The sequence below is a fragment of the Xanthomonas sp. WHRI 8393 genome (genome assembly GCF_040203315.1).
Lineage (GTDB): Bacteria > Pseudomonadota > Gammaproteobacteria > Xanthomonadales > Xanthomonadaceae > Xanthomonas > Xanthomonas arboricola.
In genome coordinates this window covers 457,397-481,994 of the sequence record NZ_JBEGGL010000003.1, presented here as the reverse complement: position 1 = coordinate 481,994, position 24,598 = coordinate 457,397, and the positions used below count along the sequence as shown (strand labels likewise).

28 protein-coding genes are annotated in these 24,598 nt (G+C 66.4%); 18 read left to right on the top strand and 10 right to left on the bottom strand.

Features of this window, described 5'->3' with window-relative positions; all coding sequences use genetic code 11:
• The first annotated feature begins 169 nt into the window (after positions 1–169).
• Both ABQ137_RS12555 and ABQ137_RS12550 read left to right on the top strand, forming a co-directional pair.
• Positions 170–1,048: a PhzF family phenazine biosynthesis protein gene (locus tag ABQ137_RS12555; RefSeq protein WP_054591428.1), complete on the top strand. Its 879-nt coding sequence runs from the start codon at positions 170–172 to the stop codon at positions 1,046–1,048.
• Positions 1,049–1,079: 31 nt separating this feature from the next.
• Positions 1,080–1,961, top strand: a complete 882-nt coding sequence (locus tag ABQ137_RS12550) for a PhzF family phenazine biosynthesis protein (RefSeq protein WP_054591429.1) — start codon at positions 1,080–1,082, stop codon at positions 1,959–1,961.
• Between the two features lie 128 nt (positions 1,962–2,089).
• Here ABQ137_RS12550 and ABQ137_RS12545 read toward each other — a convergent pair whose 3' ends face one another.
• The 5 genes from ABQ137_RS12545 to ABQ137_RS12525 all read right to left on the bottom strand — a co-directional run bounded on the left by ABQ137_RS12545 (position 2,090) and on the right by ABQ137_RS12525 (position 5,499).
• Positions 2,090–2,686 (bottom strand): glycine zipper 2TM domain-containing protein, encoded by a 597-nt coding sequence (locus ABQ137_RS12545; protein WP_349782686.1) that lies wholly within the window; start codon positions 2,684–2,686, stop codon positions 2,090–2,092.
• Positions 2,687–2,830: 144 nt separating this feature from the next.
• The gene (locus ABQ137_RS12540) at positions 2,831–3,271 is read right to left on the bottom strand and encodes an OsmC family protein (protein ID WP_016902361.1); all 441 of its coding nucleotides are present in this window, start codon (positions 3,269–3,271) and stop codon (positions 2,831–2,833) included.
• A 238-nt stretch (positions 3,272–3,509) separates the two neighbouring features.
• Positions 3,510–4,457, bottom strand: a complete 948-nt coding sequence (locus ABQ137_RS12535) for an aspartate carbamoyltransferase catalytic subunit (protein ID WP_016902360.1) — start codon at positions 4,455–4,457, stop codon at positions 3,510–3,512.
• A 15-nt stretch (positions 4,458–4,472) separates the two neighbouring features.
• Positions 4,473–4,940: a Holliday junction resolvase RuvX gene (gene ruvX / locus ABQ137_RS12530; protein ID WP_024939388.1), complete on the bottom strand. Its 468-nt coding sequence runs from the start codon at positions 4,938–4,940 to the stop codon at positions 4,473–4,475.
• Positions 4,933–5,499, bottom strand: coding sequence for a YqgE/AlgH family protein (locus ABQ137_RS12525; protein WP_011051924.1), 567 nt, complete (start codon positions 5,497–5,499; stop codon positions 4,933–4,935). The genes ruvX and ABQ137_RS12525 overlap by 8 nt, the downstream gene beginning before the upstream one ends.
• Before the next feature lie 79 nt (positions 5,500–5,578).
• Between ABQ137_RS12525 and ABQ137_RS12520 the strand changes: the two genes are divergently transcribed.
• Positions 5,579–7,423: a DUF4153 domain-containing protein gene (locus ABQ137_RS12520; RefSeq protein WP_349782685.1), complete on the top strand. Its 1,845-nt coding sequence runs from the start codon at positions 5,579–5,581 to the stop codon at positions 7,421–7,423.
• Positions 7,420–7,965, top strand: a complete 546-nt coding sequence (locus tag ABQ137_RS12515; protein ID WP_349782684.1) for a DNA-3-methyladenine glycosylase I — start codon at positions 7,420–7,422, stop codon at positions 7,963–7,965. The genes ABQ137_RS12520 and ABQ137_RS12515 overlap by 4 nt, the downstream gene beginning before the upstream one ends.
• 136 nt (positions 7,966–8,101) lie before the next feature.
• Here ABQ137_RS12515 and ABQ137_RS12510 read toward each other — a convergent pair whose 3' ends face one another.
• The 3 genes from ABQ137_RS12510 to ABQ137_RS12500 all read right to left on the bottom strand — a co-directional run bounded on the left by ABQ137_RS12510 (position 8,102) and on the right by ABQ137_RS12500 (position 11,334).
• Positions 8,102–8,776 carry a YitT family protein gene (locus ABQ137_RS12510; RefSeq protein ID WP_024940756.1) on the bottom strand — a complete coding sequence of 225 codons (675 nt, stop codon included), beginning with the start codon at positions 8,774–8,776 and terminating at the stop codon, positions 8,102–8,104.
• 277 nt (positions 8,777–9,053) lie between these two features.
• Entirely contained in the window at positions 9,054–10,184 is a 1,131-nt protein-coding gene (locus ABQ137_RS12505) for a PilT/PilU family type 4a pilus ATPase (RefSeq protein WP_016902355.1), read from the bottom strand.
• A gap of 112 nt (positions 10,185–10,296) precedes the next feature.
• Positions 10,297–11,334: a type IV pilus twitching motility protein PilT gene (locus ABQ137_RS12500; RefSeq protein WP_003489919.1), complete on the bottom strand. Its 1,038-nt coding sequence runs from the start codon at positions 11,332–11,334 to the stop codon at positions 10,297–10,299.
• A 322-nt stretch (positions 11,335–11,656) separates the two neighbouring features.
• Here ABQ137_RS12500 and ABQ137_RS12495 point away from each other — a divergent pair, with 322 nt between their 5' ends.
• From ABQ137_RS12495 to ABQ137_RS12465, 7 genes are all read left to right on the top strand, one after another.
• The gene (locus tag ABQ137_RS12495) at positions 11,657–12,349 is read left to right on the top strand and encodes a YggS family pyridoxal phosphate-dependent enzyme (protein WP_349782683.1); all 693 of its coding nucleotides are present in this window, start codon (positions 11,657–11,659) and stop codon (positions 12,347–12,349) included.
• Positions 12,350–12,410: 61 nt separating this feature from the next.
• The gene (proC, locus tag ABQ137_RS12490; protein ID WP_349782681.1) at positions 12,411–13,256 is read left to right on the top strand and encodes a pyrroline-5-carboxylate reductase; all 846 of its coding nucleotides are present in this window, start codon (positions 12,411–12,413) and stop codon (positions 13,254–13,256) included.
• A 574-nt stretch (positions 13,257–13,830) separates the two neighbouring features.
• Complete coding sequence (locus ABQ137_RS12485; protein WP_026064288.1) at positions 13,831–14,256, top strand: HU family DNA-binding protein; 426 nt, start codon at positions 13,831–13,833, stop codon at positions 14,254–14,256.
• Positions 14,257–14,391: 135 nt separating this feature from the next.
• Positions 14,392–15,012 (top strand): M23 family metallopeptidase, encoded by a 621-nt coding sequence (locus ABQ137_RS12480; protein WP_184378846.1) that lies wholly within the window; start codon positions 14,392–14,394, stop codon positions 15,010–15,012.
• A 92-nt stretch (positions 15,013–15,104) separates the two neighbouring features.
• Complete coding sequence (locus ABQ137_RS12475; RefSeq protein WP_024940752.1) at positions 15,105–15,413, top strand: DUF3861 family protein; 309 nt, start codon at positions 15,105–15,107, stop codon at positions 15,411–15,413.
• A gap of 75 nt (positions 15,414–15,488) precedes the next feature.
• Positions 15,489–16,013 carry a hypothetical protein gene (locus ABQ137_RS20690; protein WP_372358784.1) on the top strand — a complete coding sequence of 175 codons (525 nt, stop codon included), beginning with the start codon at positions 15,489–15,491 and terminating at the stop codon, positions 16,011–16,013.
• 55 nt (positions 16,014–16,068) lie between these two features.
• Positions 16,069–16,665 carry a YceB family lipoprotein gene (locus ABQ137_RS12465; protein WP_184378848.1) on the top strand — a complete coding sequence of 199 codons (597 nt, stop codon included), beginning with the start codon at positions 16,069–16,071 and terminating at the stop codon, positions 16,663–16,665.
• A 144-nt stretch (positions 16,666–16,809) separates the two neighbouring features.
• Here ABQ137_RS12465 and ABQ137_RS12460 read toward each other — a convergent pair whose 3' ends face one another.
• The gene (locus tag ABQ137_RS12460) at positions 16,810–17,352 is read right to left on the bottom strand and encodes a type 1 glutamine amidotransferase domain-containing protein (RefSeq protein WP_167763927.1); all 543 of its coding nucleotides are present in this window, start codon (positions 17,350–17,352) and stop codon (positions 16,810–16,812) included.
• A 104-nt stretch (positions 17,353–17,456) separates the two neighbouring features.
• Positions 17,457–17,924: an SET domain-containing protein gene (locus ABQ137_RS12455; protein ID WP_016902346.1), complete on the bottom strand. Its 468-nt coding sequence runs from the start codon at positions 17,922–17,924 to the stop codon at positions 17,457–17,459.
• 174 nt (positions 17,925–18,098) lie between these two features.
• Here ABQ137_RS12455 and ABQ137_RS12450 point away from each other — a divergent pair, with 174 nt between their 5' ends.
• The 7 genes from ABQ137_RS12450 to ABQ137_RS12420 all read left to right on the top strand — a co-directional run bounded on the left by ABQ137_RS12450 (position 18,099) and on the right by ABQ137_RS12420 (position 24,479).
• On the top strand, positions 18,099–18,557 hold the full coding sequence (locus ABQ137_RS12450) for an SUF system Fe-S cluster assembly regulator (RefSeq protein ID WP_016902345.1): 459 nt from the start codon (positions 18,099–18,101) through the stop codon (positions 18,555–18,557).
• Positions 18,558–18,573: 16 nt separating this feature from the next.
• Complete coding sequence (gene sufB / locus ABQ137_RS12445; RefSeq protein WP_024938771.1) at positions 18,574–20,031, top strand: Fe-S cluster assembly protein SufB; 1,458 nt, start codon at positions 18,574–18,576, stop codon at positions 20,029–20,031.
• Between the two features lie 109 nt (positions 20,032–20,140).
• Complete coding sequence (gene sufC / locus ABQ137_RS12440; protein WP_039519836.1) at positions 20,141–20,905, top strand: Fe-S cluster assembly ATPase SufC; 765 nt, start codon at positions 20,141–20,143, stop codon at positions 20,903–20,905.
• Entirely contained in the window at positions 20,905–22,167 is a 1,263-nt protein-coding gene (gene sufD / locus ABQ137_RS12435) for a Fe-S cluster assembly protein SufD (protein ID WP_184433973.1), read from the top strand. Before sufC ends, sufD begins: the two co-directional genes overlap by 1 nt.
• Positions 22,164–23,408, top strand: coding sequence for a cysteine desulfurase (locus ABQ137_RS12430; RefSeq protein WP_024938768.1), 1,245 nt, complete (start codon positions 22,164–22,166; stop codon positions 23,406–23,408). The genes sufD and ABQ137_RS12430 overlap by 4 nt, the downstream gene beginning before the upstream one ends.
• Before the next feature lie 205 nt (positions 23,409–23,613).
• Positions 23,614–24,153, top strand: coding sequence for a GNAT family N-acetyltransferase (locus tag ABQ137_RS12425; protein WP_211920526.1), 540 nt, complete (start codon positions 23,614–23,616; stop codon positions 24,151–24,153).
• Entirely contained in the window at positions 24,150–24,479 is a 330-nt protein-coding gene (locus ABQ137_RS12420) for a non-heme iron oxygenase ferredoxin subunit (protein WP_024938766.1), read from the top strand. The genes ABQ137_RS12425 and ABQ137_RS12420 overlap by 4 nt, the downstream gene beginning before the upstream one ends.
• The last annotated feature ends 119 nt before the right edge of the window (positions 24,480–24,598 follow it).

Genomic DNA, 24,598 nt, shown 5'->3' with positions numbered 1-24,598 from the left:
AGGATGAGGGGGAAGACGCCCGGTACGCCGGGCGGAACCTCCGATTCTACTGCCAATGCCGCCCCATGACCCCGTGTACGGTCACAGCCTGCCGGCAGCCACGGCCATCACCGCAACGGTTTGCGCTGCAACCATCGACGCGCCTTCCATCGACCGAGATCCATGCCCCATGAGCAAGCACCGCTACCTGCAATTGGATGTGTTCGGCGGCCAGGACGGCCACGGCAATCCGTTGGGCGTGGTCCTCAACGCGCAGACGTTGTCGTCGGAGCAGATGCAGCAGATGGCCGCCTGGCTGAACCTGTCGGAGACGATCTTTTTCCTGCCAGTCAGCGCGCCCGATGCGGACTACCACATCCGCATCTTCACGCCACGTGCCGAGCTGCCGTTCGCCGGCCATCCCAGCGTCGGCGCTGCGTGGGCGGCGGCGACGCACGGGCTGGTGGCGTTCAAGCCTGATGGCCGGATGCGCCAGCAATGCGCTGCCGGCGTGCTGCCCGTAGAGGTGATCGACCGGCATGGCGCCGTGCTGGTGCGGCTGCGGGCACCGCGTGCGCAAGCAGTCGAAACCGGCGATGCGCATGTTGCGGCATTGCACGAGGCCTGCGCCGGTCTGCGCATGGCCGAACGCCCGGCCGCACTGTGGAACAACGGCCCCGGCTGGTGGCTGCTGGAACTGGCCGACGCGCAGGCGGTACGCCAGGCGCTGCCCGATCTGGCGGCGATCAGCCGCCTGACCCAGGCCAGCGCAGCCACCGGCCTGGCCATCTACGCCCCGCAGGCCAATGGCGATGCGGACCTGGTGGTGCGCGCCTTCTGCCCCGGCGACGGCATCCCGGAAGATCCGGTCACCGGCAGCGCCAACGCCTGCATTGCCGCGCGCCTGCACGGCGAAGGCCGCGTGCCGGGCCAGGCGTCGCGCTATGTCGCCAGCCAGGGGCGCGAAGTCGGCCGCGACGGCCGTGTGCACGTGGAGGTGGATCACGAAGGCGAAGTCTGGATCGGCGGAACGACCAGGCAAGTGATCGAAGGCCGCATCGATTGGTAAGCTGCCGCGCCCTGTTCGCCGAGCCGCCACCATGACCACCCGCCGTTTCCTGCAACTGGATGTGTTCTCCGCCCGCCCCGGCAGCGGCAACCCGCTGGCGGTGGTGCTGGATGCCCAAGGCCTGGACGATGCCGCGATGCAGGCCATCGCACGCTGGACCAAGCTGCCGGAAACCACCTTCGTGTTTGCGGCGCCGGATGCGCACAGCAGCTATCGGCTGCGGATGTTTTCCCCGCAAAAGGAAGTGCCGTTTGCCGGCCACCCCAGCGTCGGCACCGCCCACGCGGTGCTGGAAGCCGGCCTGGCCGCGCCGGACGACGGCGTGCTGATCCAGGACGGCATCGCCGGCCAGCTGCCGCTGCGCGTGGAGCAGATCGCAGGCCACCGCAGCATCGCCATCCGCACCCCGCGTGCGCGCGTGGCCGAGCAGGTGGAGGCCGACGACCCGCGCCTGCGCGATGCGGTGGGCAGTTGGCCACTCGGCAGTCTGCCGCCCGCCTTGATGGACGGCGGCCGCACCTGGTGGGTGGTGGAACTGGCCAGCGAAGCGGCGCTGCGCGGCCTGCAGCCGGACTGGGACGCGATCGCCGCGCTGGCCGAATCCACTGGCAGCATGGGCGTGTTCGCCTATGCCCGCGCCGCAGCGCCCGGTGCCTATGATCTGGCGGTACGCGCCTTCGTCGGCAATGGCCGGCGCTTCGAAGATGCAGCCTCCGGCGCGGCCAATGCAGTGCTCGCCGCCTGGCTGGACAACCGCCAGGCACTGCCGGGCAAGGAACGGCGCTACGTGGTCAGCCAGGGCCGCGAGATCGGCTTCGACGCCTTGCTGGAATTGCGCATCGACGCCAATGGCGATGTGTGGTCTGGCGGCCAAGTGCAGACGGTGATCCGCGGCACGCTGGATTGGGCGTGATCGCGCCTGATCCCGCAGGCTGAAGAGTGCTTGCGCGGAAACAAAAAACGCTGCGGTGGCCCGCAGCGTTTTCGTCATTCCACCGGCCGATCTCGATCGCCTGAGCGTAGCGTGCGGCAGCGCGGCGGTCAGTCGGGGCGCACGTCCACGCGCACGCGGATACGATCGCCCGGGTTGTAGTCGCTACGCGTATGATAGGTGCGGCCGGCGTATTCGTAGGTCACGTCGTAGCCATCGACACGGTCGCGTTCGCGACGGTAGGACACCGGCTCGCAGACGCTGACGTTACCCTGATAGTTGCGATTATTGGCTTCGTAGATCGAGCGGCCCGCCGCGACGCCGGCCATGGTGCCGACCGCGGTGCCGACCAGTCGGCCATTGCCGCCACCGACCTGGCTACCTAGCACCGCACCGGCAATACCACCGATCACGCTGGCCACGCCACGGTTGGACACACCGGCCTGGCCGTAGCTGCCGCCATCGCGGTAGTAGCCGTCGTTGCGGGTGTAGTAGCCATCGGCCGGGCGGTTGTAGCAGCGCTCGCTGCTGCGCTCGTTGTACGAATCGGTCACGATGATCGGGTCCACGCGCACTACCCGCGCATATTCGTAGCGACCATCCTCATCGCTGCCACGTCCGTAGTAGCCGCTGTCATAGCGCTGCGCCGTTGCATTGCCTGCAACTGCCAGACCCATCATCAGAGCACCAAGCACAAGAGTTTTCATTGCGGCAGCTTCACAGGGAGGACACGCTGCCGATGCTCGGCCTGCGCCAGTGAAACCGCCCTGAACCAAACCGCCCTTGCAACGCCCTATTCAGGTCGCCGCCAGCTGCGTGCGCCGGCAGTCATCGCCGGCGCACGCAGGGAATCACGCCTGGTTGGAAAACTCGCTTTCCAGACTGATTGGCACGGCGCTCAGCGCCTTGGACACCGGGCAGTTCTTCTTCGCGGTGTCGGCCAGTTCGCGGAACTTGGCTTCGTCAATCCCCGGCACCACGGCCTTGAGCTTGAGGCGGATCTGCGACAGCTGCGGGCCGCCTTCCATCGACAGATCCACGTCTGCGCGCGTATCCAGCGAGGTCGGCGGAAAACCGGCTTCGCTCAGCTGCGCCGACAGTGCCATGGTGAAGCAGCCGGCGTGCGCGGCGGCAATCAGCTCTTCCGGGTTGGTGCCCTTCTCGTCGCCGAAACGGCTGCTGAAGGCGTAGCGGGTCTTGTCCATCAGCCCGCTTTGCGGCGTGCTGAGCTGGCCCTTGCCGGTCTTGAGGTCGCCTTCCCAGTGAGCGGTGGCGTGACGCGAAATACCCATTGCGATCTCCTGCGATGAAAGGAGCGGCCACGATAGGCGAGTGGATGTTATGGCGTGGTGCCTGGATTCGGGAATCGGGAATCGGGAATCGGGAATCGGGAATCGGGAATCGGGAATCGTAAGAGCAGGCCGTGTGCGGGTTCTGATGGCAAGGGCTTTGCGAGCGTCTTGGCGGAGACGCGCGGCCGGCGGCGACCGCGACCGCAGTGTGGGTGCGCGGTCGCGTCGCTGGGCTGGCTCAACCCAGCAGGGTTTCCAATACGGCCATGCGCACCGCCACGCCGTTGGCGACCTGGCGCAGCACGCACGATTGCGCGCCGTCGGCGACTTCGTCGGTGATTTCGACGCCGCGGTTGATCGGGCCCGGATGCAGCACGGCGGCGTCGCGGCCGGCGCGTGCCAGGCGCTCGCGGGTGAGCCCATATACGGCGTGGTATTGCTCCAGCGACGGCACAAGACCTTCTTCCATGCGCTCGCGCTGCAGGCGCAGCATCATCAAGGCGTCGGCACCTTCCAGCATGGCGTCGAAGTCCTGGCCGACCACGCAACCATCCAGCATGTCGTCGTCGGGCAGCAGGCTGGCCGGACCGCAGACGCGGATCTCGCCGGCGCCCAGCGTGCGCAGTGCATGCAGGTCCGAGCGCGCAACGCGTGAGTGCTTCACGTCGCCGACAATCACCACCTTGAGCTTGGAAAAATCGGTGCCCTTGGCCTGGCGCAGGGTGAGCATGTCGAGCAGGCCCTGGGTGGGATGCGAACTGCGTCCGTCACCGGCGTTGATCAAGGCGGTGCCCTCGCCTGCGGCCGCGGCCAGCGCTTCCACCGCACCGTCGTCGGGATGGCGCACCACGAAGCCGCGTACGCCCATCGCCTCGAGATTCTTCAGCGTGTCGCGCGCGGTCTCGCCCTTGCGGGTGGAAGAAGTGGAGGCATCGAAGTTGAGCACGTCCGCGCCGAGTCGCTGCGCAGCCAGATGAAACGAGCTGCGCGTGCGCGTGGACGGTTCAAAGAACAGCGTGCACACCGCGGTGCCGGCGAGCACGCTGCGCTTGCCCACGCGCCCCACCGCCGCATCGCGGATCTGGCCGGCACGATCGAGCAGCTGCAGCAGCGTGGTGCGCGGCAGTCCTTCCAGGGTGAGCAGGTGGCGCAGGCGTCCGTCCGAATCGAGTTGCATGGTGGTCATCGCAGGTCGGGAGTGTCAGGGAAGAAGAGTGGCTTGGTCGGGCGCGGCCAACCAGCGTTCGACGATCACCGCGGCCGCCATCGCGTCCAGCGCCTCGGCATCGCGGCGGCGCTTGCGCCCGTCGGCGCGCTCGCGCGCGAAGCGCTGCGCGGCTTCGACCGAACTGGAGCGCTCGTCGATCAGCACCACCGGCAGCGCATAGCGCTCGCGCAATTGGCGGGCGAAGGCATGCGCGCGCTTGCGTGCGGGCTGGTCCTTGTCGTCCAGGGTCAGCGGGTCACCGACCACCAGGCCGTCGGGGCGCCATTGCTTGTGCACGCGATCCAGCGCGACCCAGTCCGGGCCATTGGCATGCACATTGATGACGGCCACCGCACGCGCACCGGCGCCGAGCGCAGTGCCGATGGCCACGCCGATGCGGCGCGATCCCACGTCGAAGCCCAGCACCGTGCCATCCGGGCGGATCGCGCCCGCCTCAGGCATGCCCGGAATAATCCGTCAGCCGGAACAGATCCACGCCGATACGCCCGGCAGCGGTCTGCCAGCGATCTTCCAGCGCGGTGGCGAACAGCACATTGGCATCCGACGGCGCGGTCAGCCAGCTGTTCTCGCCCAGTTCGAACTCCAGTTGCCCCGCGCCCCAGCCGGCACAGCCCAGCGCCACCAGCGCATTGCGCGGCCCTTCGCCGGCCGCCATCGCTTCGAGAATGTCGCGCGAGGTGGTCAGGTAGACACCCTGCCCCACTTCCAGGCTGGAATCCCAGTCGCGCGCATCGTCGTGGATGACGAAACCGCGCTCCGGGTGCACCGGCCCGCCGCTGAGCACGATCTGCTCGCGCAGGTGCTCGTCGACGGTGTCGATGCCCATCTGCGACAGGACCTCGCCCAGCGTGTATTCGGAGGGCCGGTTGACCAGCACGCCCATGGCGCCGTTCTCGTCGTGCTGGCAGATCAGCGCGACGCTGCGCGAAAAGGTGGGATCGGACAGCGCCGGAAGCGCGATCAGCAGTTGGTTGGCCAGAGGCGTGGGCAAAACAGACATGGCCGCATTCTAGCCGTTCGTTCTGCCGCGCGCAGAGCCGATGCGATACTTGGGGGCAGACTAACGCCAAGGACCGACGATGCAGACCACACCAGAATCCGTCACCGCGGTCGCCGATGCGCCATTGCCCCGCCGGATCCGCACATTCATCGTGCTGATCGCACTGCTGCAGGGCGGCCTGCTGTATCTGGCCGCACTGGGCCAGCAACACGGCGTGTGGCCCTTCACCGACTTGGGCGCGCGGATCTGCTGGTACACCGTGGTGCTGACGGTGCCTGGCCTGGTGCTGCTGAGCGTGCAGGATCTTCGCGATTGGCGGTTGTGGCAACACGTGGCGGCAAGCACGCTGGTATTGGCCGCCCTGGGCAGCTGGGCGGCGTGGAGCGCCACCGGCGCGCCGACCCTGCAGATCGCCACGGTGCTGTGGTCGTTCGGCTTCACCGTCACGGTCGGCTGGTTCGTCGCCCTGCCCTGGCTGCAGCACCGGCAACTGCACGGTCATTGGCGGGCGGGCTACCACGCCCTGTTCGAATACGCCTGGCAGAACGCGCTGACGCTGGCGCTGGCACTGCTGTTTGTGGGGGTGTGCTGGATGGTGCTGGGGCTGTGGGCCAGCCTGTTCGCGCTGGTCAAGATCAGCTTCTTTGCCGAACTGTTCCGCGAACAGGCGTTTGTCTACCTGGCGACCGGCGTCATCACCGGGCTGGGCATCCTGATCGGGCGCACCCAACACCGCGCGGTGCAGGTGTTGCGGCAGATCCTGTTCGCCCTGTGCACCGGTCTGCTGCCGCTGCTGGCCGGCATTGCGCTGCTGTTCCTGCTGGTGCTGCCGTTCACCGGGTTGCAGGCGCTCTGGCAGACCCGTTCGGCCGCCACGATCCTTATCAGCCTGGTGTTCGGGCTGGTGCTGTTCACCAACGCGGTGTACCAGGATGGCAGCGGGCTGCCGCCGTATCCGCGCTGGTTGCGTCGGATGATCGAGGCCGGCCTGCTCAGCCTGCCACTACACGCAGCGCTGGCCGCATACGCGGTGGGCCTGCGCATTGCGCAGCACGGCTGGACCAGCGACCGCGTCTGCGCCGCATTGCTGGCCGCACTGGCGCTGGCCTATGCGGTGGCCTACGCGTTGGCGGTGTTGCGACCACGCACCGATCGTTGGCTGCCGCAGCTGGCCGGCGGCAACAAGGTGCTGTCGTGGGTGGTGATCGGCCTGGCCGTGCTGGTCAACACTCCCGTGCTCGACCCCTACCGCATCACCGTGCAGAGCCAGATGCAGCGCCTGGCCAGCGGCACGCAAGAGAGCGTAGACAAGAACCTGGAATTCCTGCGCTTCGAAAATGGCCGCCGCGGCTATCTGGCGGTGCAGTCGCTGCGCCAAACCCCCGCCTTTGCCGGCAACCCCGCACGCAAGCAGAAGCTGGAACAGCTGTTGGCGCGCACCAGCCGCTGGGGCGGCAATGACAGCGTGGAAGATCAGAAGGACAAGCAGCTGACCGACCTGGCCAAGATCCGCCAGCATGTGACCGTGGCAGCCGGCCAGGCAGACCCGCCGGCGGACTGGTGGCAGTACCTGATGAGCTCCAAGCCGCTCTCGGGCGCTTGCACCCAGGGCAACAGCAACTGCGTGGTCAGCAGCAGCGACATCGATGGCGACGGCCAGCTCGATCTGCTGCTGTGCAATTTCAACGGCGACTATGCGGTCGCCTGCGAGCTGCAGACCCGCAACCGGCATGGCTGGTATCAGGCCGGTACCGCACAGCTCTATTCCCTCGACGACGAGGCCATGAGTGAAGTGAGCCAGGCGCTGCGCAAAGCTCAGATCCAGACACGGCCCACCCGCTGGCCGGACCTGGCGCTGCCGGGAGACCGACGCATCCACATCCGACCCAGCGAAGAAGGCATCCGTCCGGAGTCCCGGCCATGAGCGGCTATTGCGCCATCGCACCGGGCCACCCGATTCATGGCCATTACCACGACCACGAATACGGCTTTCCGCAGCGCGAGGAGCGCGAGCTGTTCGAACGCCTGGTGCTGGAAATCAATCAGGCCGGCCTGAGCTGGGAAACCATCCTGCGCAAGCGCAGCAACTTCCAGCACGCCTACGACGGCTTCGACGTGGACACGGTGGCCGCCTATGGCGAGAGCGACATTGCGCGGCTGCTCGGCGATGCCGGCATCATCCGCAACCGGTTGAAGGTGCTGGCGGCCATCCACAATGCGCAGGTCATCCAGCAGTTACGCGCTTCGCACGGCAGTTTCGCGCAATGGCTGGATGCACAGCATCCGCTCGACAAAACCGCCTGGGTCAAGCTGTTCAAGAAGACCTTCCGCTTCACCGGCGGCGAGATCACCGGCGAATTCCTGATGAGCCTGGGCTACCTGCCAGGCGCGCACCATGCCGATTGCCCGGTGTTTAAGCGCATCCAGGCGCTGTCGCCGCCGTGGCTGCAGCACGGCAAGGCCTAACGGCGGCATCAGCGCGCAGACGCCGGCAGGCAGTTGCCCTGCCGCAGCTGCCGCGGGCATGCGCATATACCGCTCCGGCGTGATGGGTGCCGCTGCCGATCGCAGCGGCACCAAGGGCTTCAGGTAACGCGTTGGATCAAACGCCCATATAACGATGCGGGCGGTGATTGAACATCAGCACCAGGCTCAGCATCAACGCGCCCAGCGCCGAATACAGCACCTTGTCCGGGGTGAGGACACTGAAGGCGACCAGCATCAGCATCGCATCGAAACTCATCTGCACCTTGCCGGCGCTCCAGCCGCGCTCGCGCTGCAGGTACACCGCCAGGATGCCGATGCCGCCCAGGCTGCCGCGATGGCGGATGAAGAACAGGATGCCCAGGCCCGCCAGCGCGCCGCCGACGATCGCCGAAAACAGCGTGCTGATGTGCGCGTAATCGGCCCAGCGCGGCAGCAGGTCGGTGAGCGCACCGCAGGCACCCACCGCGGCAAAGGTCTTCAGGGTGAATTCCCAGCCCATGCGGCGCACGCTCAGCCAATAGAACGGCAGGTTGACCAGCACGAACACCAGGCCGAAGTTCCAGTGCAGCGCGTAATGCAGCAGGAACGCCACGCCGGCCATGCCGCCGATCATCAGGCCGCCCTTGGCGAAGATCGCCAGGCCCAGCGAAGCCACCAGCGTCGCCAGCACCATGCCCTGCACGTCCTCGGCCACCGAGTGGTGAAACGCGTGATCGTCGGCCGGGGTGCCGGCCGAATCCGGTGGGGGCGTCAACGGACCGGAGGTCATCACTGTGCCGTCGTCGGGCAACGGCTGTTGCTCCGGACGGAGATCGGAATCGGGAAGGCTCACGGGCTGGGCACTGCGGTGGGGTGCGGATATTAGACACTATCGGCCCGCCTGGTTACATCTGAAACGTCACCCCACGCGTGCGTTGCGCCGCTGCACGTTCATCGGCCATGGCGGCGCCCGCCGCCGGCATCGCGCGCGAAACAGCTGCAAGCAGCACGCTGGATCGGATTCAGCGCAGACCTCCTTCCATGCACGCCTGGCCATCCGCCACGGCGTGCAGCGCTCATGCAGGCGCTCAGCGAACCTCGGCGATCTCCACGCCATCCAGGCCCTGCGCCAGGGTCTTGGCGTCGCCGCCCTGCGACAGCTTGATGCGCAGGCGCACCTCGTTCTGCGAGTCGGCGTAGCGCAGCGCGTCTTCGTAGCTGATCTCGCCGGCCTGGTACAGCTCGAACAGGCTCTGGTCGAAGGTGCGCATGCCCAGGTTGGTGGATTCCTTCATGATCTCCTTGAGCTTGTGGATCTCGCCGTCGCGGATGTAGTCCTGCACCAGCGGCGTGCCCAGCATGATCTCCATGGCCACGCGGCGGCCGCGCCCATCCGGGGTCGGAATCAACTGCTGCGCGACCACGCCCTTGAGATTGAGCGACAGGTCCATCAACAGCTGGTTGCGCCGGTCTTCCGGGAAGAAGTTGATGATGCGGTCCATCGCCTGGTTGGCGTTGTTGGCGTGCAGGGTGCACAGCACCAGATGGCCGGTTTCGGCGAAGGCCACGGCATGATCCATGCCTTCACGGGTGCGCACCTCGCCGATCATGATCACGTCCGGCGCCTGGCGCAGGGTGTTTTTCAGCGCGTTTTCCCAGCTGTCGGTATCGATGCCGACTTCGCGCTGGGTGATGATGCAGCCCTCGTGCTTGTGCACGAATTCGATCGGGTCTTCGATGGTGATGATGTGCCCGGTGGAATTCTGGTTGCGGTAACCGATCATCGCCGCCAGCGAGGTGGACTTGCCGGTGCCGGTGGCGCCGACGAAGATGATGATGCCGCGCTTGGTCATCGCCAGCGTCTTGATCACCGGCGGCAGGCTCAACTCTTCCACCGTGGGGATGCGCGTTTCGATCCGGCGCAGCACCATGCCGACCTGGTTGCGCTGATAGAAGCAGCTCACGCGAAAGCGCCCGACCCCGGACACGCCGATGGCGAAATTGCACTCGTGGGTCTTTTCGAATTCTTCGCGCTGCGACGGCGTCATCACGTTCAACACCAGATCGCGGCTCTGTTGCGCGGTCAGCGGGGTCTGGGTGATCGGACTGATCTTGCCGTGCACCTTGATCGCCGGCGGCATCCCCGAGGTGATGAACAGATCCGACGCCTTCTGGTGCGCCATCAGCTTGAGGAAGGAGGTGAAGTCGATGGTGCTCATGGCGTGCTCCTCGGGAGCAGGGATTCGGGATGGGAGATTCGGGATTCGCAAGAGCGGGGTCCGGTCAGGGAGCCGCCGTTGCGAATCCCCAATCCCGAATCCCTAATCCCGGCTACTCGAATATCCGCTTGTCCTTGGCGTACTCGCGTGCCTGGTTGCGCGTGATCAGGCTGCGCTTGACCAGGTCCTGCAGATGCTGGTCCAGCGTCTGCATGCCGTATTGCTGGCCGGTCTGGATCGAGGAATACATCTGCGCCACCTTGTCCTCGCGGATCAGGTTGCGGATGGCCGGGGTGCCGACCATGATTTCCCAGGCTGCGGTGCGTCCGCCGCCGACCTTCTTCAGCAGCGCCTGCGAAATCACCGCACGCAGCGACTCGGACAGCATCGAGCGCACCATCGGCTTTTCGCCGGCCGGAAACACGTCGATGATGCGGTCGATGGTCTTGGCCGCCGAGCTGGTGTGCAGGGTGCCGAACACCAGGTGGCCGGTTTCGGCGGCGGTCAGCGCCAGGCGGATGGTCTCCAGATCGCGTAATTCGCCGACCAGGATGATGTCCGGATCTTCGCGCAGCGCCGAGCGCAGCGCCTCGTTGAAGCCGTGCGTATCGCGGTGCACTTCGCGCTGGTTGATCAGGCACTTCTGCGAGGTATGCACGAATTCGATCGGATCCTCGACCGTGAGGATGTGGCCGTATTCGTTCTTGTTGATGTAGTCGATCATGCCGGCGAGCGTGGTCGACTTGCCCGAACCGGTCGGGCCGGTGACCAGGATCAAACCCTGCGGCTGGTCGATCAACTGGCGGAAGATCGGCGGGCAGCCCAGGTCCTCCAGCGTCAGCACTTCGGACGGAATGGTGCGGAACACCGCACCGGCGCCGCGGTTCTGGTTGAACGCATTGACGCGGAAGCGCGCCAGCGACGGAATCTCGAACGAGAAGTCGACCTCGAGGAATTCCTCGTAATCGCGACGCTGCTTGTCCGACATGATGTCGTAGACCAGCGCGTGCACCTGCTTGTGGTCCAGGGCCGGAATATTGATGCGACGGACATCGCCATCGACACGGATCATCGGCGGCAAGCCGGCCGACAGATGCAGGTCCGATGCCTTGTTTTTGACGGAAAACGCCAATAGTTCAGCGATATCCATGCGCTGCTTTTCCCCTAGGCTGCGATTGGAAGGTACTCCCCGAGCGGCAGTATAGCGTTCTGGCTGCTGGCGGGAAGCGGCGCGCGGCCGGTTCAGGCCGGCGCCGTCGGGCGCGCCTGAAGGCGTTGGTTTGGGCACGCGGTGCGGGCACGGTCCTTGCCTGGGCCAGCGCCGCACCGATCGCCAGCTCGCCCCGCCTGTGGGCAGGCTCGGCGCGGGCTGGCGCCACTGCAGCGTCATCGCCAGCCCGATCCGACGCGCCGGCTGGAAGGACGCAGCCGGGGGCGGCACTATAGCGTTCCTTTCCCGCCTGGATTGCCACGTGCCGGCTTCGTCGCTGCAGCAGATTCTCGATGCCATCCACGCCGCCGCAGCTCGGCACGCGCGCGCCGATGTGCGCCTGCTGGCGGTGTCCAAGACCCGGCCGGCAGATGCGGTTGCCGCGCTGGCGGCGCAGGGCCAGCGCGCATTCGGCGAAAACTACGTGCAGGAAGCGCAAACCAAGATTGCCCAACTGCAGACGCTGGGACTGGAGTGGCACCTGATCGGCCACCTGCAATCCAACAAGGCCGAACTGGCCAGCCAGTGGTTCGACTGGGTGCAGACCGTGGACCGCGCCAAGCTGATCGCGCCGCTGGCCAACCACCGCCCGGCCGGTCGCGCACCCTTGAATGTGCTGATCCAGGTCAACATCGACGACGAGGACAGCAAGCACGGTTGCGCGCCGGAGGCGGTCGACGGCCTGGCCGCGGCCATCGCGCTGCAGCCGCGGCTGCAACTGCGCGGCCTGATGGCGATCCCCGCGCCATTCCCCGAGCAGGCGCGCCGCATGGCAGCGTTTACCCGCATGCAGGCACTGTTCGAAGAACTCAAGCGCGGCTACCCGCAGGTGGATACCTTGTCGATGGGCATGAGCTCGGATTTTGCCGAAGCGATCGCGGCCGGCGCGACCATGGTGCGGGTCGGGACTGCGTTGTTCGGCGAACGCGGCTCGTCGGCTGCTGCAGCATCCTGACCGTCCGTCCCGATCGACTTCGCGTAGCACATCGCCGTTTCCTCTTACTTAAGGTGTCGCAATGACTCTGCCCTCCTCGCCCGCGCCTTCCGCTGCAATCACCGCATTCGTCGGCGGCGGCAACATGGCGCGCAGCCTGATTGCCGGGCTGATCCGGCAAGGTATGCCCGCAGCCAGCATCCGCGTCGCCGAGCCGGTGGCTGAACTGCGCGATGCGCTGTCGCGCGACTTCGGCGTGCATGCGGTGGAGCAGGCGCGCAGCGCCGTGGAAGGCGCAGCCATCTGGGTGCTGGCGGTCAAGCCGCAGGTGCTGCCAGCGGTATGCGCGCAGCTGGCCGATCTTGCGCAGGCGCAGCAGCCGCTGCTGCTGTCCATCGCCGCCGGCATCACCGCTCCGCAGCTGGAGCGCTGGTCCGGCGGCGAGCTTGCGGTGGTGCGCGCAATGCCCAACACGCCCGCCCTGCTCGGTGCCGGCGTCACCGGCTTGTATGCCAATCCACGCGTCTCCGACGCGCAACGCGCGCAGGCAACCGGCCTGCTGGAGAGCGCCGGCGTCACCGTCTGGATCGACGACGAGGCGCAGATGGATGCGGTGACCGCGGTCTCCGGCAGCGGGCCGGCCTATGTATTTCTGCTGGCCGAAGCGATGGAAGCCGCCGCGCAGGCGCAAGGCCTGCCAGCCGACACCGCACGCACGCTGGTGCTGCAGACCCTGCTCGGTGCCTCGCGCATGCTGACCGAATCGGGCGAAGCACCGGAGCTGCTCCGCCGCCGGGTGACCTCGCCCAACGGCACCACGCAGGCGGCAATCGAGACATTTCAGGCCGGCCAGTTCGAAGCGCTCACCGCCAAGGCGATTGCCGCAGCGACCGAGCGCGGCCGTAGCCTGTCGGCGGCCAATGATTAGTCGACCGGTGACGGGACATCATCCAAAGCAGGAATGTCTCGCAGCGGCCAGCCGTGCCGCGCGCGGGAGTGCCACGGCGACCGTGCAGTGGAACCGTCACGACACGTCGCGCATCGGCGCCTGCCAGGTGCAGGAAAAACCCGGCGCACGTGACTGGCGCAGATGGCAGCAACAGCGCGAACGCAGCGGGTCGACGGATCGAAGCCGGCAACGCCAGACGTCTCCTGCAAGGCGTAGCCACGCAGCAACGCTGATCGCGGCAGCGAACGCCACCGCCAGCTGCACGCCGTAGCCACTCCTCAGCGGCGAGCGCGATGCAAAACGCACACACGGCTTCGCGCAAACGATCTGCTGCTATGCGTCAGACACCGCATCGCCCTGCGCCTCGCAGCCGTGTCGACAGCGCTTTCGCGGAGGTTTTCTGCCGCCGGTGAACGAATCCCCGTCAAAAGACGCTTTTTTTCGGTTGTTTCATCGTTTCCCTATTGGCGGCGCGCAGCAGTTGCCCTACATTTCGCGTTGCCGACTGGGTCGGCAGACCCAACACCACCAACGATCACGGAACACATAACTCATGGCAAAAACCGCCGCTAAGAAGGCTGCCCCCAAGAAGGCAGTGAAAAAGGTCGCCGCGACCAAGACCGCAAAGCCGGCCAAGGCCGCTGCTGCCAAGTCCGCTGCGCCGAAGCCGATCAAGGAAGCGCTGAGCAAGACCGGCCTGGTCGCGCACATTGCCGAATCCACCCAGCTGGCTCCGAAGGACGTCCGCGCTGTTCTGGCGACGCTGGAATCGGCCGCTCATTCGTCGCTGAGCAAGAAGGGCGCGGGATCGTTCACCCTGCCGGGCATGCTGAAGCTGACCAGCGTCCATGTGCCGGCCAAGCCGAAGCGCAAGGGCATCAACCCGTTCACCAAGGAAGAGCAGACCTTTGCAGCGAAGCCGGCCAGCTTCAAGGTCAAGGCTCGTCTGCTGAAGAAGTTGAAGGACGCCGCGCTCTAATCGAGCACGCCTGCGTTGTCACGAAGGCGGCCTGCGGGCCGTCTTTTTTTTGCGCGCGCGTGACCGCCCGCATCACTCCCCACATGCCGCTCATCGCCGCTTGCCTACCCTGCACGCTGATTTGCAACGCAGCAGGTGCATGTGACCGATCCGTCGTCTCCTCGCCCACCCACACCGCCGTCATCGGCAACCCGCAGCCCCGCGCGCCGGGTGCGCCGGCTGCTGGTGTCGATCGCGCTGCTGTGCGCCCTGGGCGTGGCCGCGCGCTGGGCATGGCAGTTGCCGGTCGCCGAACAACTGCGGACTAGTTGGGAGCTGTCGCGCATGCCGCCACCCGTGCAGTTGTCGGTTCCGGTCGAAGGCGTGCAGGCGCGCCGCATCGCCGACACCTTCGGCGCACCGCGCGGTCGCGACCGACGCCATGCCGGCGTGGATATCTTCGCGCCGCGCGGCACGCCGGTGCTGTCCGCAACACGCGGGGTGGTCAGCGCCATCCGCGATCAAGGCCTGGGCGGCAAGCAGGTCTGGGTGCTCGGGCCGGCGATGGAGCGCCATTACTACGCGCACCTGGACGATTGGGCCGCCGGGCTGACCGTTGGCGATGTCGTCGAGCCCGGCACACCGCTCGGCATGGTCGGCACCACCGGCAACGCGCGCGGCACGCCGCCACATCTGCACTATGGTGTCTATGGGCGCAACGGTGCGTACGATCCACTGCCGCTGCTGCGCAAACCCGTGCCACAGCCGGCACAGTGAGCATGCTGGAACACTGCGTCATGGCCTGAGCTATCGAGGCCGTTGCTGGCTACGCCTATGGTGGAGTCAGCCCAAGGAACGACGCCCCCTCCATGTCCCGAAAACGCTATCGCATTACGGTCACGCCCATCGAGAGCGATGGCCGCCCCTGCAGCGATCGCTGCACCATCGAATTCGAACAGCGCTCGCGGGCCGACTGGATGCGGCTGCTCGAGGAACTGCACCTGCGACGCGATCTGAGCAGCGACGAATGTGCGGCGCTCACGGTCGGCTCGCAGCTGCTGGAAGACCTGGCCGCCCGCCCGCGCGCGCAGCCAAGCGATGCACTGGAGGCCTTGCGGCCAAAACTGCAGTTGCTGCTGGAACGCCTGCAACGCGTGCAACCGGCCGCCGGCACCTGAGACCGGCGTCGCGGCGACCGCTACACTGCGCGCATCGGGGAGAGGAGATGCGCCATGCGCGGGTTGGGGATCGTCATGCTGGCAGCGGCAATCGCCGGTTGCAGTTGCCATCGCAGCGCTGACAAAGAAACGGGCAACGCGGCAGCGTCCTCGCACGTTGCAGCGGCGACGCAAACGCCGACTACCGCCACCACAGACAACACGCCCGCACGACCCACAAGCGATGCCACCCCTGACGATGCGGTTGCGCGCGCCAACTTCGCCAAAGCAAGCGCGACCGTGCAGCGATACCTGGGCGCGTTGCCAGGTGCGGCACGTGGTGATGCCGATGCACTGTGGAGCGGCGGTCGTCCTGCGCCGGTGCCGGACGATGCGGCGCTGCGCGGTATCGGGAATATCCAGTCGATGCGTATCAATAACGACGCGCCCATCGCACTGGATCAGGAACAGCCCCCGCGCCGGATCGAAGTGCCGGTGCAACTGATCGTGCGCACCGACACCGGCACCCAACGCCTGGTCGGCGCCTACCGGCTGCAGCCGCGCAGCGGCAGCGACGACTGGGAGATCTACTCGGCCACCCTGCACCCGGTATTGCGCTAACCCACGGTTCACCGGCAACGACTAAGGTGATCGCACCTGTTGCCGGAGTCACCCGATGAAACTGCGTTCGCTTGCCGGATCCATGCTTGCCCTCGCTCTGGCGCTACCCACGACCAGCGCGTGGGCAACGCCGCAGATCCAGGGACCCCAGATCAGCGTACAGGGCAGCGACCTGCAGCAATTCCTGGGTGGCCGCTTCCCGCAGACGCACGATGCGCTGGGCGGCCTGGTCGAGATGACGGTCAGCAATCCGGCACTGTCGCTGCCGCCGGGCGACCGGCTCAAGATGGCCTTCGACCTGGCGCTTGCCACTGCCGGCGGCGCGCCGGCACCGGTCGGCAATGTGACCTTGACCAGCGCACTGCGCTACGACACGGCCAAGCAGGGCTTTTATCTCGACCAACCCACCATCGATGATTTCCGCCCGGCCAACGCCGGTGCAAAACTCGACCACAGCACCCGCCAGCTGCTCAACGCCTGGCTGGCCGATTACGCGCGCAAGGAGCCGATCTATCGCATCGATCCGGCCATCGCAGCGGTGATGGGCAATGTGCAGGTGGAGTCGGTCGGCATCCAGAACGGCCGCGTCGCGGTGAATTTCAACCAGAACATCGAGCAACTGGTGCCGGCCGCTGCACTGTCCGGGAAATAGGCTGACGCGCCAGTTGCGACGCATGGCTTGAAACACGCCGTCATGCCGTCGCGCCGATCTGCGCAAGCGGCCCTCGGATCAAGACAAAGGCCCGGCATCACCACGCCGGGCCTTTGTTTTCATCTCAACGTTGCTAGGGACCGATCAGGCCACCAGGGCCTTGGCCACTGCAGCGGTAAAGGCCGGGATATCGTCGGGCTTGCGGCTGGTGATCAGCGACCCGTCGACAACCACCTCCGCATCCTGCCAGCGTGCGCCGGCATTGCGCAGGTCGGTCTTGACCGACGACCACGAGGTGACGTCGCGATCGCGAACCAGATCGCTTTCCACCAGCAGCCACGGGCCGTGACAGATCGCGGCGACCGGCTTGTCGGCACTGGCAAAGGCCTGGATGAATGCGATCGCCTTGGCGTCACCGCGCAAGGTGTCGGGGTTGAGCACCCCGCCAGGCAGCACCAGCGCGTCGTAGCTGTCGACCTTGGCCTGATCCAGCCGCTGGTCCACCTGCACCGAATCGCCCCAGTCGGTCTTGTTCCAGGCGCGGATCTGCGCAGCGTCGCCGGGCGCAATCACATCGACCTTGGCGCCCCAGGATTCCAGCAGGCGCTTGGGCTCAATGAGTTCGGATTGTTCGAAGCCATCGGTGGCCAGCACTGCGATGGTCTTGCCAGAGAGCGAATACGACATGCGGGGACTCCTTACTGAAAAGAAGCCCGCACGCTAGGCGCGTACCTGTTGCGCATGAGTGAATCGATGTGTGCGCCGCGTCAGTGCGACGCCGGCACCGGTGCTCAGCGCTTGGGCTGCAGCATCGTGCCGGTGCAGTTCTTCGACCCGCAGCGGCATGCCCAGATCTTCTTCAAACGCGGCGTATGCCGCTCGGCCAGGGTGATGCCGTAGTTATAGGTGAGCTCTTCGCCGGCCTTGATCGCGCGCTTGGCCTCGATGAAGATCTTGTCCTTGCTGCGGTCGTCGCCTTCGGCCTCTTCGATCACCGCTTCGCAATTGGGATTGCAACTGTGGTTGATCCAGCGCGCGACATTGCCTTCGTAATTGGCATCCAGCACGTAGTCGTCGCTGAGCGTGAACAGGAAGGTGTGGCCACTCTCCACATCGCCAGTGTCATCGGCATCCACTTCCGCGTGCGTGCGCAGCCGCCCCTTGTACTGGATGATGCGCTCGCCCTTGCGGAGCGCGGCGAGGGCGAACATGCCATTGCCGTGGATACGTGACTTGCGGGCGGCAACTTTGCGCGACATGAAGGGGTCCAGTGATGGGGCCGCTCATTGTGACTGCAGCGCGACGATGCGCCAAGCACAAGCGCAGCAGTACCCGCAACGGCTGCTGCTTGCCGGCGGCTGAACCAGGCAGGTGGCCCTGCCCTGGCTAAAAGCGTACAATTTCGGTCCGCTTTAGGATTTATCGCATTCCTCATGTTGCGCGTCACCAAACTCACCGATTACGCCACCGTCGTGTTGACCGTCCTGGCAGCGCGCTGCGGCCAGGTGCTCAGCGCCAGCGAACTTGCCGAGCAGGCCGGCCTGGAAGCGCCGACCGTGAGCAAGATCCTCAAGCCGCTGTCGCAGGCTGGCCTGGTCGAAGGGCTGCGCGGCGTGCACGGCGGCTACCGGCTGGCGCGCGCGGCCAGCGAGATCACGCTGGTGGAAATCGTCGAGGCGATGGAAGGCCCGCTGGCGATCACCGAATGCAGCCAGGACCACAGCCAGTGCGGCATCGCGCAGACATGCGGGGTGCGTTCCAACTGGCGCCTGATCAACGACGTGGTCGGCGATGCATTGCGTCGCGTCACGCTCGCACAGATGTTGCAGCCCCTCTCTCTCCCTGGCGACAGCCGTCGGCGTTCCATCGCCGCACGCGTCGCGACCACCTGACCCTGTAGGCAGCCCGATGGCCACCGAACTTGCACCCCCGCAGAATGCCGAAATTATCGAACGGCTGGGCCGACGCTATGACGCCGGCTTCATCACCGAGATCGAATCGGACTCGCTCCCGCCAGGCCTGGACGAGGACGTCATCCGTGCCTTGTCGGCCAAGAAGGACGAGCCGCAATGGATGACCGACTGGCGTCTTGAGGCGTATCGCCACTGGCTGAAGATGCCGATGCCGGAATGGGCGAAGCTGAAGGTCTCGCCGATCGACTTCCAGGCGCTGAGCTATTACTCCGCGCCCAAGGGCCCGAAGTACGCCTCGCTGGACGACGTGCCCAAGGAACTGCTCGACACCTACGACAAGCTCGGCGTGCCGTTGCACGAGCGCGCCCGGCTGGCCGGCGTGGCGGTGGATGCGGTGTTCGACTCGGTCTCGGTCGGCACCACCTTCCGCAAGGAACTGGCCGAAAAGGGCGTGATCTTCTGCTCGATGTCCGAGGCGATCAAGGAACATCCGGAGATCGTCAAACAGTATCTGGGCAGCGTGGTGCCGGTCGGCGACAACTACTTCGCCGCGCTCAACTCGGCGGTGTTCTCCGACGGCAGCTTCGTGTTCATTCCTGCGGGCGTGCGTTGCCCGATGGAACTGAGCACCTATTTCCGCATCAATGCCGGCCATACCGGGCAGTTCGAGCGCACCCTGATCGTGTGCGAGGACAAGGCCTACGTGTCGTATCTGGAAGGCTGCACCGCGCCAATGCGCGATGAAAACCAGCTGCACGCGGCGGTGGTCGAGCTGGTGGCGCTGGAAGATGCCGAGATCAAGTATTCGACCGTGCAGAACTGGTACCCGGGCGACGAGGAAGGCCGCGGCGGCATCTACAACTTCGTCACCAAGCGTGCCGAATGCCGTGGCGCGCGCAGCAAGGTCACCTGGACCCAGGTCGAAACCGGCTCGGCGATCACCTGGAAGTATCCGTCCTGCGTGCTGATCGGCGACGACTCGGTCGGCGAGTTCCACTCGGTGGCGCTGACCCATCACCGTCAGCAGGCCGACACCGGCACCAAGATGATCCACATCGGCAAGCGCACCAAGAGCAAGATCGTCAGCAAGGGCATCAGTGCAGGCCGCGGGCAGAACACCTATCGCGGTCTGGTCAAGGTGGACCGCAATGCCGACGGCGCGCGCAACTACACCCAGTGCGACTCGTTGTTGATCGGCAAGCAGTGCGGCGCGCACACCTTTCCCTATATCGAGGTGAAGAATCCCGGCGCCACCGTCGAACACGAGGCCACCACCTCCAAGATCAGCGACGACCAGCTGTTCTATTGCCGCGCTCGCGGCATCAGCCAGGAAGACGCGGTGTCGCTGATCGTCGACGGCTTCTGCAAGCAGGTATTCCGCGAGCTGCCGATGGAGTTCGCGGTGGAGGCCAAGAAGCTGCTGGAAGTCTCGCTGGAAGGCAGCGTCGGCTGACGCTGCCTGCAGGGATTCGGCATTGGAGATTGGAGATTCGCAACGTCCCGCTCCCTGCCATCCCGGCTCTTCTGCTGTTACCAATCCCAAATTTCGAATAACCAATCCCATGCTTACGATCAACAACCTCCACGCCAGCATTGCCGGCAAAGACATCCTCAAGGGCCTGTCGCTGGACATCCAGCCGGGCCAGGTGCACGCCATCATGGGGCCCAATGGCGCGGGCAAATCCACGCTGGGCAACGTGCTGGCCGGGCGCGACGGCTATGAGGTCAGCGCCGGCACCGTGCAGTTCGAAGGCAAGGACCTGCTCGAGCTGCCGCCGGAAGAACGCGCGGCCGCCGGCCTGTTCCTGGCCTTCCAGTACCCGGTGGAAATTCCCGGCGTCAACAACACCTACTTCCTGCGCGCCGCACTCAATGCGCAGCGCAAGGCGCGTGGCGAAGACGAGCTGGACTCGATGCAGTTCCTCAAGCTGGTGCGGCAGAAGCTGGCCGTGCTGCATCTGAAGGACGAGCTGCTGCATCGCGGCGTCAACGAAGGCTTCTCCGGTGGCGAAAAGAAGCGCAACGAGATCTTCCAGCTGGCCGTGCTCGAGCCCAAGCTCGCCATCCTGGACGAGACTGATTCGGGACTGGACATCGATGCGCTCAAGAGCGTGGCCGACGGCGTCAACGCGCTGCGCTCGCCGGAGCGTTCGTTCCTGGTGATCACCCACTATCAGCGCCTGCTCGACTACATCACCCCGGACGTGGTGCATGTGCTGGCCGAAGGCCGCATCGTGCAGAGCGGCGGCCCGGAACTGGCGCTGGAGCTGGAAAAGCACGGCTACCACTTCCTCAAGGACCGCGTGGTGCCCGAGGCGGCTGCCTGATGAGCGCCCTGCTGGAATCCCTCGCCCGCGGCTTCAGCGGTAACGATGCGCGCCGGGTCGAACTCGATGCGGCGCTGCAGGCCGGCCTGCCCGGCCCACGCGCCGAAGCCTGGAAGTACACCTCGCTGCGGCAGCTGGAGCGGCGCAGCTTCCAGCCCGCGCCGCTGGTGCCGACGCTGATCGATGCCGCGCTGCTGGACGAGATCCCGTCCCCGCGGCTGGTGTTCGTCAACGGCCGCCCGTCCGACGCATTGAGCGATCTGTCGACACTGCCGGACGGCGTGCAGCTGGACACCTTGTCAGCGTCGCTGGCCGCCGGCGACGAGGCGCAGCAGTTGCTCGGCCGCCGTTTCGAAGGCAGCGATGAAATCTTTGCGCGCCTCAACGCTGCGCTTGCCGACGAAGGCGTACTGGTGCGCGTGCAGGACGGCGCGCAGATCGAGACGCCGCTGCATCTGGTCTTCATCGGCGTGGCCGGCGAGCACGACCTGTCCTGGCACCACCGTCACCTGATCGAACTGCGTGCCGGCGCGGCACTGAACGTGGTCGAGCACCACCTGCATGTCGGCGATGCCGCGCATCTGCACAACAGCCTGATGCATGTGCATCTGGCCCAGGATGCGGTGCTGTCGCATGCGCGCGTGCAGGCCGACAGCGCGCACGCAACGTCGCTGCTACGCACCGATGCGGTGCTGGCGCGCAATGCGCGCTACCAGCGCGTGGACCTGGAACTGGGTGCCAACCTGTCGCGCCACGAGCTCAACGTGCGCCTGGAAGGCAACAACGCCCAGCTCACCGCCAATGGCGTGCTGCTCGGCAACGGCCGCCGCCATGTCGATACACGGCTGGGCATCGCGCACATCGCACGCGACACCACCTGCGAGCTGGTCTGGCGCGGCGTGGGCGCCGATCGCAGCCGGGTGGTCTTCCACGGCGGCATCAACATCCGTCCCGGCGCCGATGGCACCGACGCGCGGCTGTCGAACAAGAATCTGCTGCTGTCGGCCAACGCCGAGATCGACACCCAGCCGGTGCTGGTGATCGATGCCGAGGAAGTGCAGGCCGCGCATGGCGCCACCGTCGGCCAGCTCGACGACAATGCCTTGTTCTATCTGCGCTCGCGCGGCCTGCCGCAGGCCGAGGCGCAGCGCCTGTTGAGCGCCGCGTTCTGCCACGAGCCGCTGCGCGTGCTCCCCGCCGCGCTGACTGCGGTGCTGGCGCTGCAGCTGGACCGCGCACTGGCCTCGGCAGGCGTGGCATGAACGCGCCCGCCGCCACGCAACTGGCCGCGCCGGACTGGGAGCGCGTGCGCTCGGATTTCCCGCTGCTGATGCGGCAGGTGCATGGCAAGCCGCTGATCTATTTCGACAACGCCAACACCGGGCAGAAGCCGCTGCAGGTCATCGCCGCAACCGACGAGTTCTATCGCCGTCAGAACGCCAATGTGAGCCGCGCGGTGCATGCGCTGGGCACCGAGGCCACCGACGCCTTCGAAGGCGCGCGCAGCAAGCTCGCCCGCTTTCTCAACGTGCGTGCCGACGAACTGGTGCTGTGCAGCGGCACGACCTTTGCGATCAATCTGGTCGCCTATTCCTGGGCGCTGCCGCGCCTGGGCGCCGGCGATGTGATCCTGATTTCGCGCATGGAGCACCACGCCAACATCGTGCCGTGGCAGTTGGTAGCGCAACGCACCGGCGCGACCATCCGCGTGGCCGAGATCACCCCGGACGGCGCGCTGGATCTGGACGCCTTGCGCAAGGCGATGACGCCGGAGGTCAAGCTGCTGGCGATCACGCATGTGTCCAATGTGCTGGGCACGGTCAATCCGGTGCGCGAGATCTGCCGCGAGGCGCGCAAGCGCGGCATCGTCACCGTGGTGGACGGCTCGCAGGCCGCGCCGCATCGGCGTATCGACGTGGCCGGCATCGGCTGCGATTTCTACGCCATCACCGGCCACAAGATGTGCGGGCCCACCGGCACCGGCGCGCTGTGGGCACGGCGCGAACACCTGCAGGCAATGCCGCCGTTCCTGGGCGGCGGCGAGATGATCAAGGAAGTCAGTTTCGAGGGCACGGTGTTCAATGATGCCCCGCACAAGTTCGAAGCCGGCACCCCCAACATCGCCGGTTTCATCGGCCTGGGCGCGGCAGTCGATTACCTGGAGTCGGTCGGGCTGGCGCACGTGGAAGCGCGCGAAGCCGAGCTGCTGGCACATTTCACCGAAGAACTGCAGCGCATCGACGGCCTGCGCATCTTCGGCACCACGCCGGACAAGGCCGCGGTGGTGTCGTTCCTGATCGAAGGCGCGCATGCCCACGACCTGGCCACCCTGCTCGACCTGGAAGGCGTCGCGGTCCGCTCGGGCCAGCACTGCGCGCACCCGCTGCTGCAGTACTACGGCGTCGCCGCCACCTGCCGTGCCTCGCTGGCGTTCTACAACACGCATGACGAGATCGAGCGCTTTGTTGCTGCGTTGGTGAAGGTGCGTCGCCTGCTGGGTTGACGGCGGTGATTGGGGATTCGGCATTGGGGATTCGGAAGACCCCTTCGCCGCCTTGCAGCGCGTGCGCCAGACCTCCGTGCGTTGGCGCACGTGCCCATGGCAAGACACAGCGCAACGCCCCAATCCGGACATCCGACACGGTGCAAGAAACGGCGTTCTCGCGCTTTTACGAATCCCCAATCCCGACTCCCGCTAAACTGCTCCCATGCAGACCACCACTTTCCGTACCGCCACCGTCGACGATATCGACGCCCTTGTGTCGCTGGTGACCTCGGCCTATCGCGGCGATGTCAGCCGCGTTGGCTGGACCACCGAGGCCGATTTTCTCGACGGCGCGCGGATCGATCCTGGGGTGCTGCGCGAGGACCTGTTGCGCGACCGCAGCCTGGTGCTGCTGGTCGAACAGGACGGGCGCCTGCTGGCCTGCGCGCATATCGCCGACGACCACGGTGCCGGCTACTTCGGCATGTTTGCGGTGGATCCCTCGCTGCAGGGCAGCGGGCTGGGCAAGACGCTGCTGGCCGAGGCCGAGCGTATCGCCTACACCGAGTGGCAGCTGCCGGTGATGCGCATGACGGTGATCGACATCCGCGATGAGCTGATCGCGTTCTACGAGCGACGCGGGTACCGCCGCACCGGCGTCTTCAAACCGTTCCCGTATGGCGACGCGCGTTTCGGCGTGCCGCTGCGCCAGGACCTGCGCTTCGAGGTGCTGGAAAAACCGCTTGGCGGCGCAGCGCCGTGAGCGACACCTGGACCTTCGTCTGCGCCAGCGAGGCGCTGCTGCCCGGCGAGCTGCAGACCGTCTGGGATGAGGTGACCGACACCCCGATCGTCATCTTCAACCTCGACGGCGAGCTGTATGCGCTGGAAGACCGCTGCAGCCACGAAGACTACGAATTGTCGCCGGGCACGTTCGACCCGGCAGAAGGCAGCATCGAGTGCCTGCTGCACAGCGCCCGCTTCGACATCCGCGACGGCCGCCCGCTGTGCGCACCGGCCTACACCGCGGTGCCCAAGTTCCCGGTCAAGCGCGAACACGGCGGCATCTGGACCCGCGACGACCGCTGACACCGGCCGGACCCGTGGGTGACCCGGTCGCCATGAGCGCAGACCGCTCAGGACGCTGATCCGCAGTCTCGGCCCCGTCCGGCGCGTGCCCGGGCGTTCGCAGATCCGCGCCCCGCAGG

Bases quoted from the DNA above. Each gene is read 5' to 3' on its own strand.
- ABQ137_RS12555 (WP_054591428.1), top strand. From the start codon at position 170: ATGAGCAAGCACCGCTACCTGCAATTGGATGTGTTCGGCGGCCAGGAC.
- ABQ137_RS12550 (WP_054591429.1), top strand. From the start codon at position 1,080: ATGACCACCCGCCGTTTCCTGCAACTGGATGTGTTCTCCGCCCGCCCC.
- ABQ137_RS12545 (WP_349782686.1), bottom strand. From the start codon at position 2,686: ATGAAAACTCTTGTGCTTGGTGCTCTGATGATGGGTCTGGCAGTTGCA.
- ABQ137_RS12540 (WP_016902361.1), bottom strand. From the start codon at position 3,271: ATGGGTATTTCGCGTCACGCCACCGCTCACTGGGAAGGCGACCTCAAG.
- ABQ137_RS12535 (WP_016902360.1), bottom strand. From the start codon at position 4,457: ATGACCACCATGCAACTCGATTCGGACGGACGCCTGCGCCACCTGCTC.
- ruvX (WP_024939388.1), bottom strand. From the start codon at position 4,940: ATGCCTGAGGCGGGCGCGATCCGCCCGGATGGCACGGTGCTGGGCTTC.
- ABQ137_RS12525 (WP_011051924.1), bottom strand. From the start codon at position 5,499: ATGTCTGTTTTGCCCACGCCTCTGGCCAACCAACTGCTGATCGCGCTT.
- ABQ137_RS12520 (WP_349782685.1), top strand. From the start codon at position 5,579: ATGCAGACCACACCAGAATCCGTCACCGCGGTCGCCGATGCGCCATTG.
- ABQ137_RS12515 (WP_349782684.1), top strand. From the start codon at position 7,420: ATGAGCGGCTATTGCGCCATCGCACCGGGCCACCCGATTCATGGCCAT.
- ABQ137_RS12505 (WP_016902355.1), bottom strand. From the start codon at position 10,184: ATGAGCACCATCGACTTCACCTCCTTCCTCAAGCTGATGGCGCACCAG.
- ABQ137_RS12500 (WP_003489919.1), bottom strand. From the start codon at position 11,334: ATGGATATCGCTGAACTATTGGCGTTTTCCGTCAAAAACAAGGCATCG.
- proC (WP_349782681.1), top strand. From the start codon at position 12,411: ATGACTCTGCCCTCCTCGCCCGCGCCTTCCGCTGCAATCACCGCATTC.
- ABQ137_RS12485 (WP_026064288.1), top strand. From the start codon at position 13,831: ATGGCAAAAACCGCCGCTAAGAAGGCTGCCCCCAAGAAGGCAGTGAAA.
- ABQ137_RS12475 (WP_024940752.1), top strand. From the start codon at position 15,105: ATGTCCCGAAAACGCTATCGCATTACGGTCACGCCCATCGAGAGCGAT.
- ABQ137_RS20690 (WP_372358784.1), top strand. From the start codon at position 15,489: ATGCTGGCAGCGGCAATCGCCGGTTGCAGTTGCCATCGCAGCGCTGAC.
- ABQ137_RS12465 (WP_184378848.1), top strand. From the start codon at position 16,069: ATGAAACTGCGTTCGCTTGCCGGATCCATGCTTGCCCTCGCTCTGGCG.
- ABQ137_RS12460 (WP_167763927.1), bottom strand. From the start codon at position 17,352: ATGTCGTATTCGCTCTCTGGCAAGACCATCGCAGTGCTGGCCACCGAT.
- ABQ137_RS12455 (WP_016902346.1), bottom strand. From the start codon at position 17,924: ATGTCGCGCAAAGTTGCCGCCCGCAAGTCACGTATCCACGGCAATGGC.
- ABQ137_RS12450 (WP_016902345.1), top strand. From the start codon at position 18,099: ATGTTGCGCGTCACCAAACTCACCGATTACGCCACCGTCGTGTTGACC.
- sufB (WP_024938771.1), top strand. From the start codon at position 18,574: ATGGCCACCGAACTTGCACCCCCGCAGAATGCCGAAATTATCGAACGG.
- sufC (WP_039519836.1), top strand. From the start codon at position 20,141: ATGCTTACGATCAACAACCTCCACGCCAGCATTGCCGGCAAAGACATC.
- sufD (WP_184433973.1), top strand. From the start codon at position 20,905: ATGAGCGCCCTGCTGGAATCCCTCGCCCGCGGCTTCAGCGGTAACGAT.
- ABQ137_RS12430 (WP_024938768.1), top strand. From the start codon at position 22,164: ATGAACGCGCCCGCCGCCACGCAACTGGCCGCGCCGGACTGGGAGCGC.
- ABQ137_RS12425 (WP_211920526.1), top strand. From the start codon at position 23,614: ATGCAGACCACCACTTTCCGTACCGCCACCGTCGACGATATCGACGCC.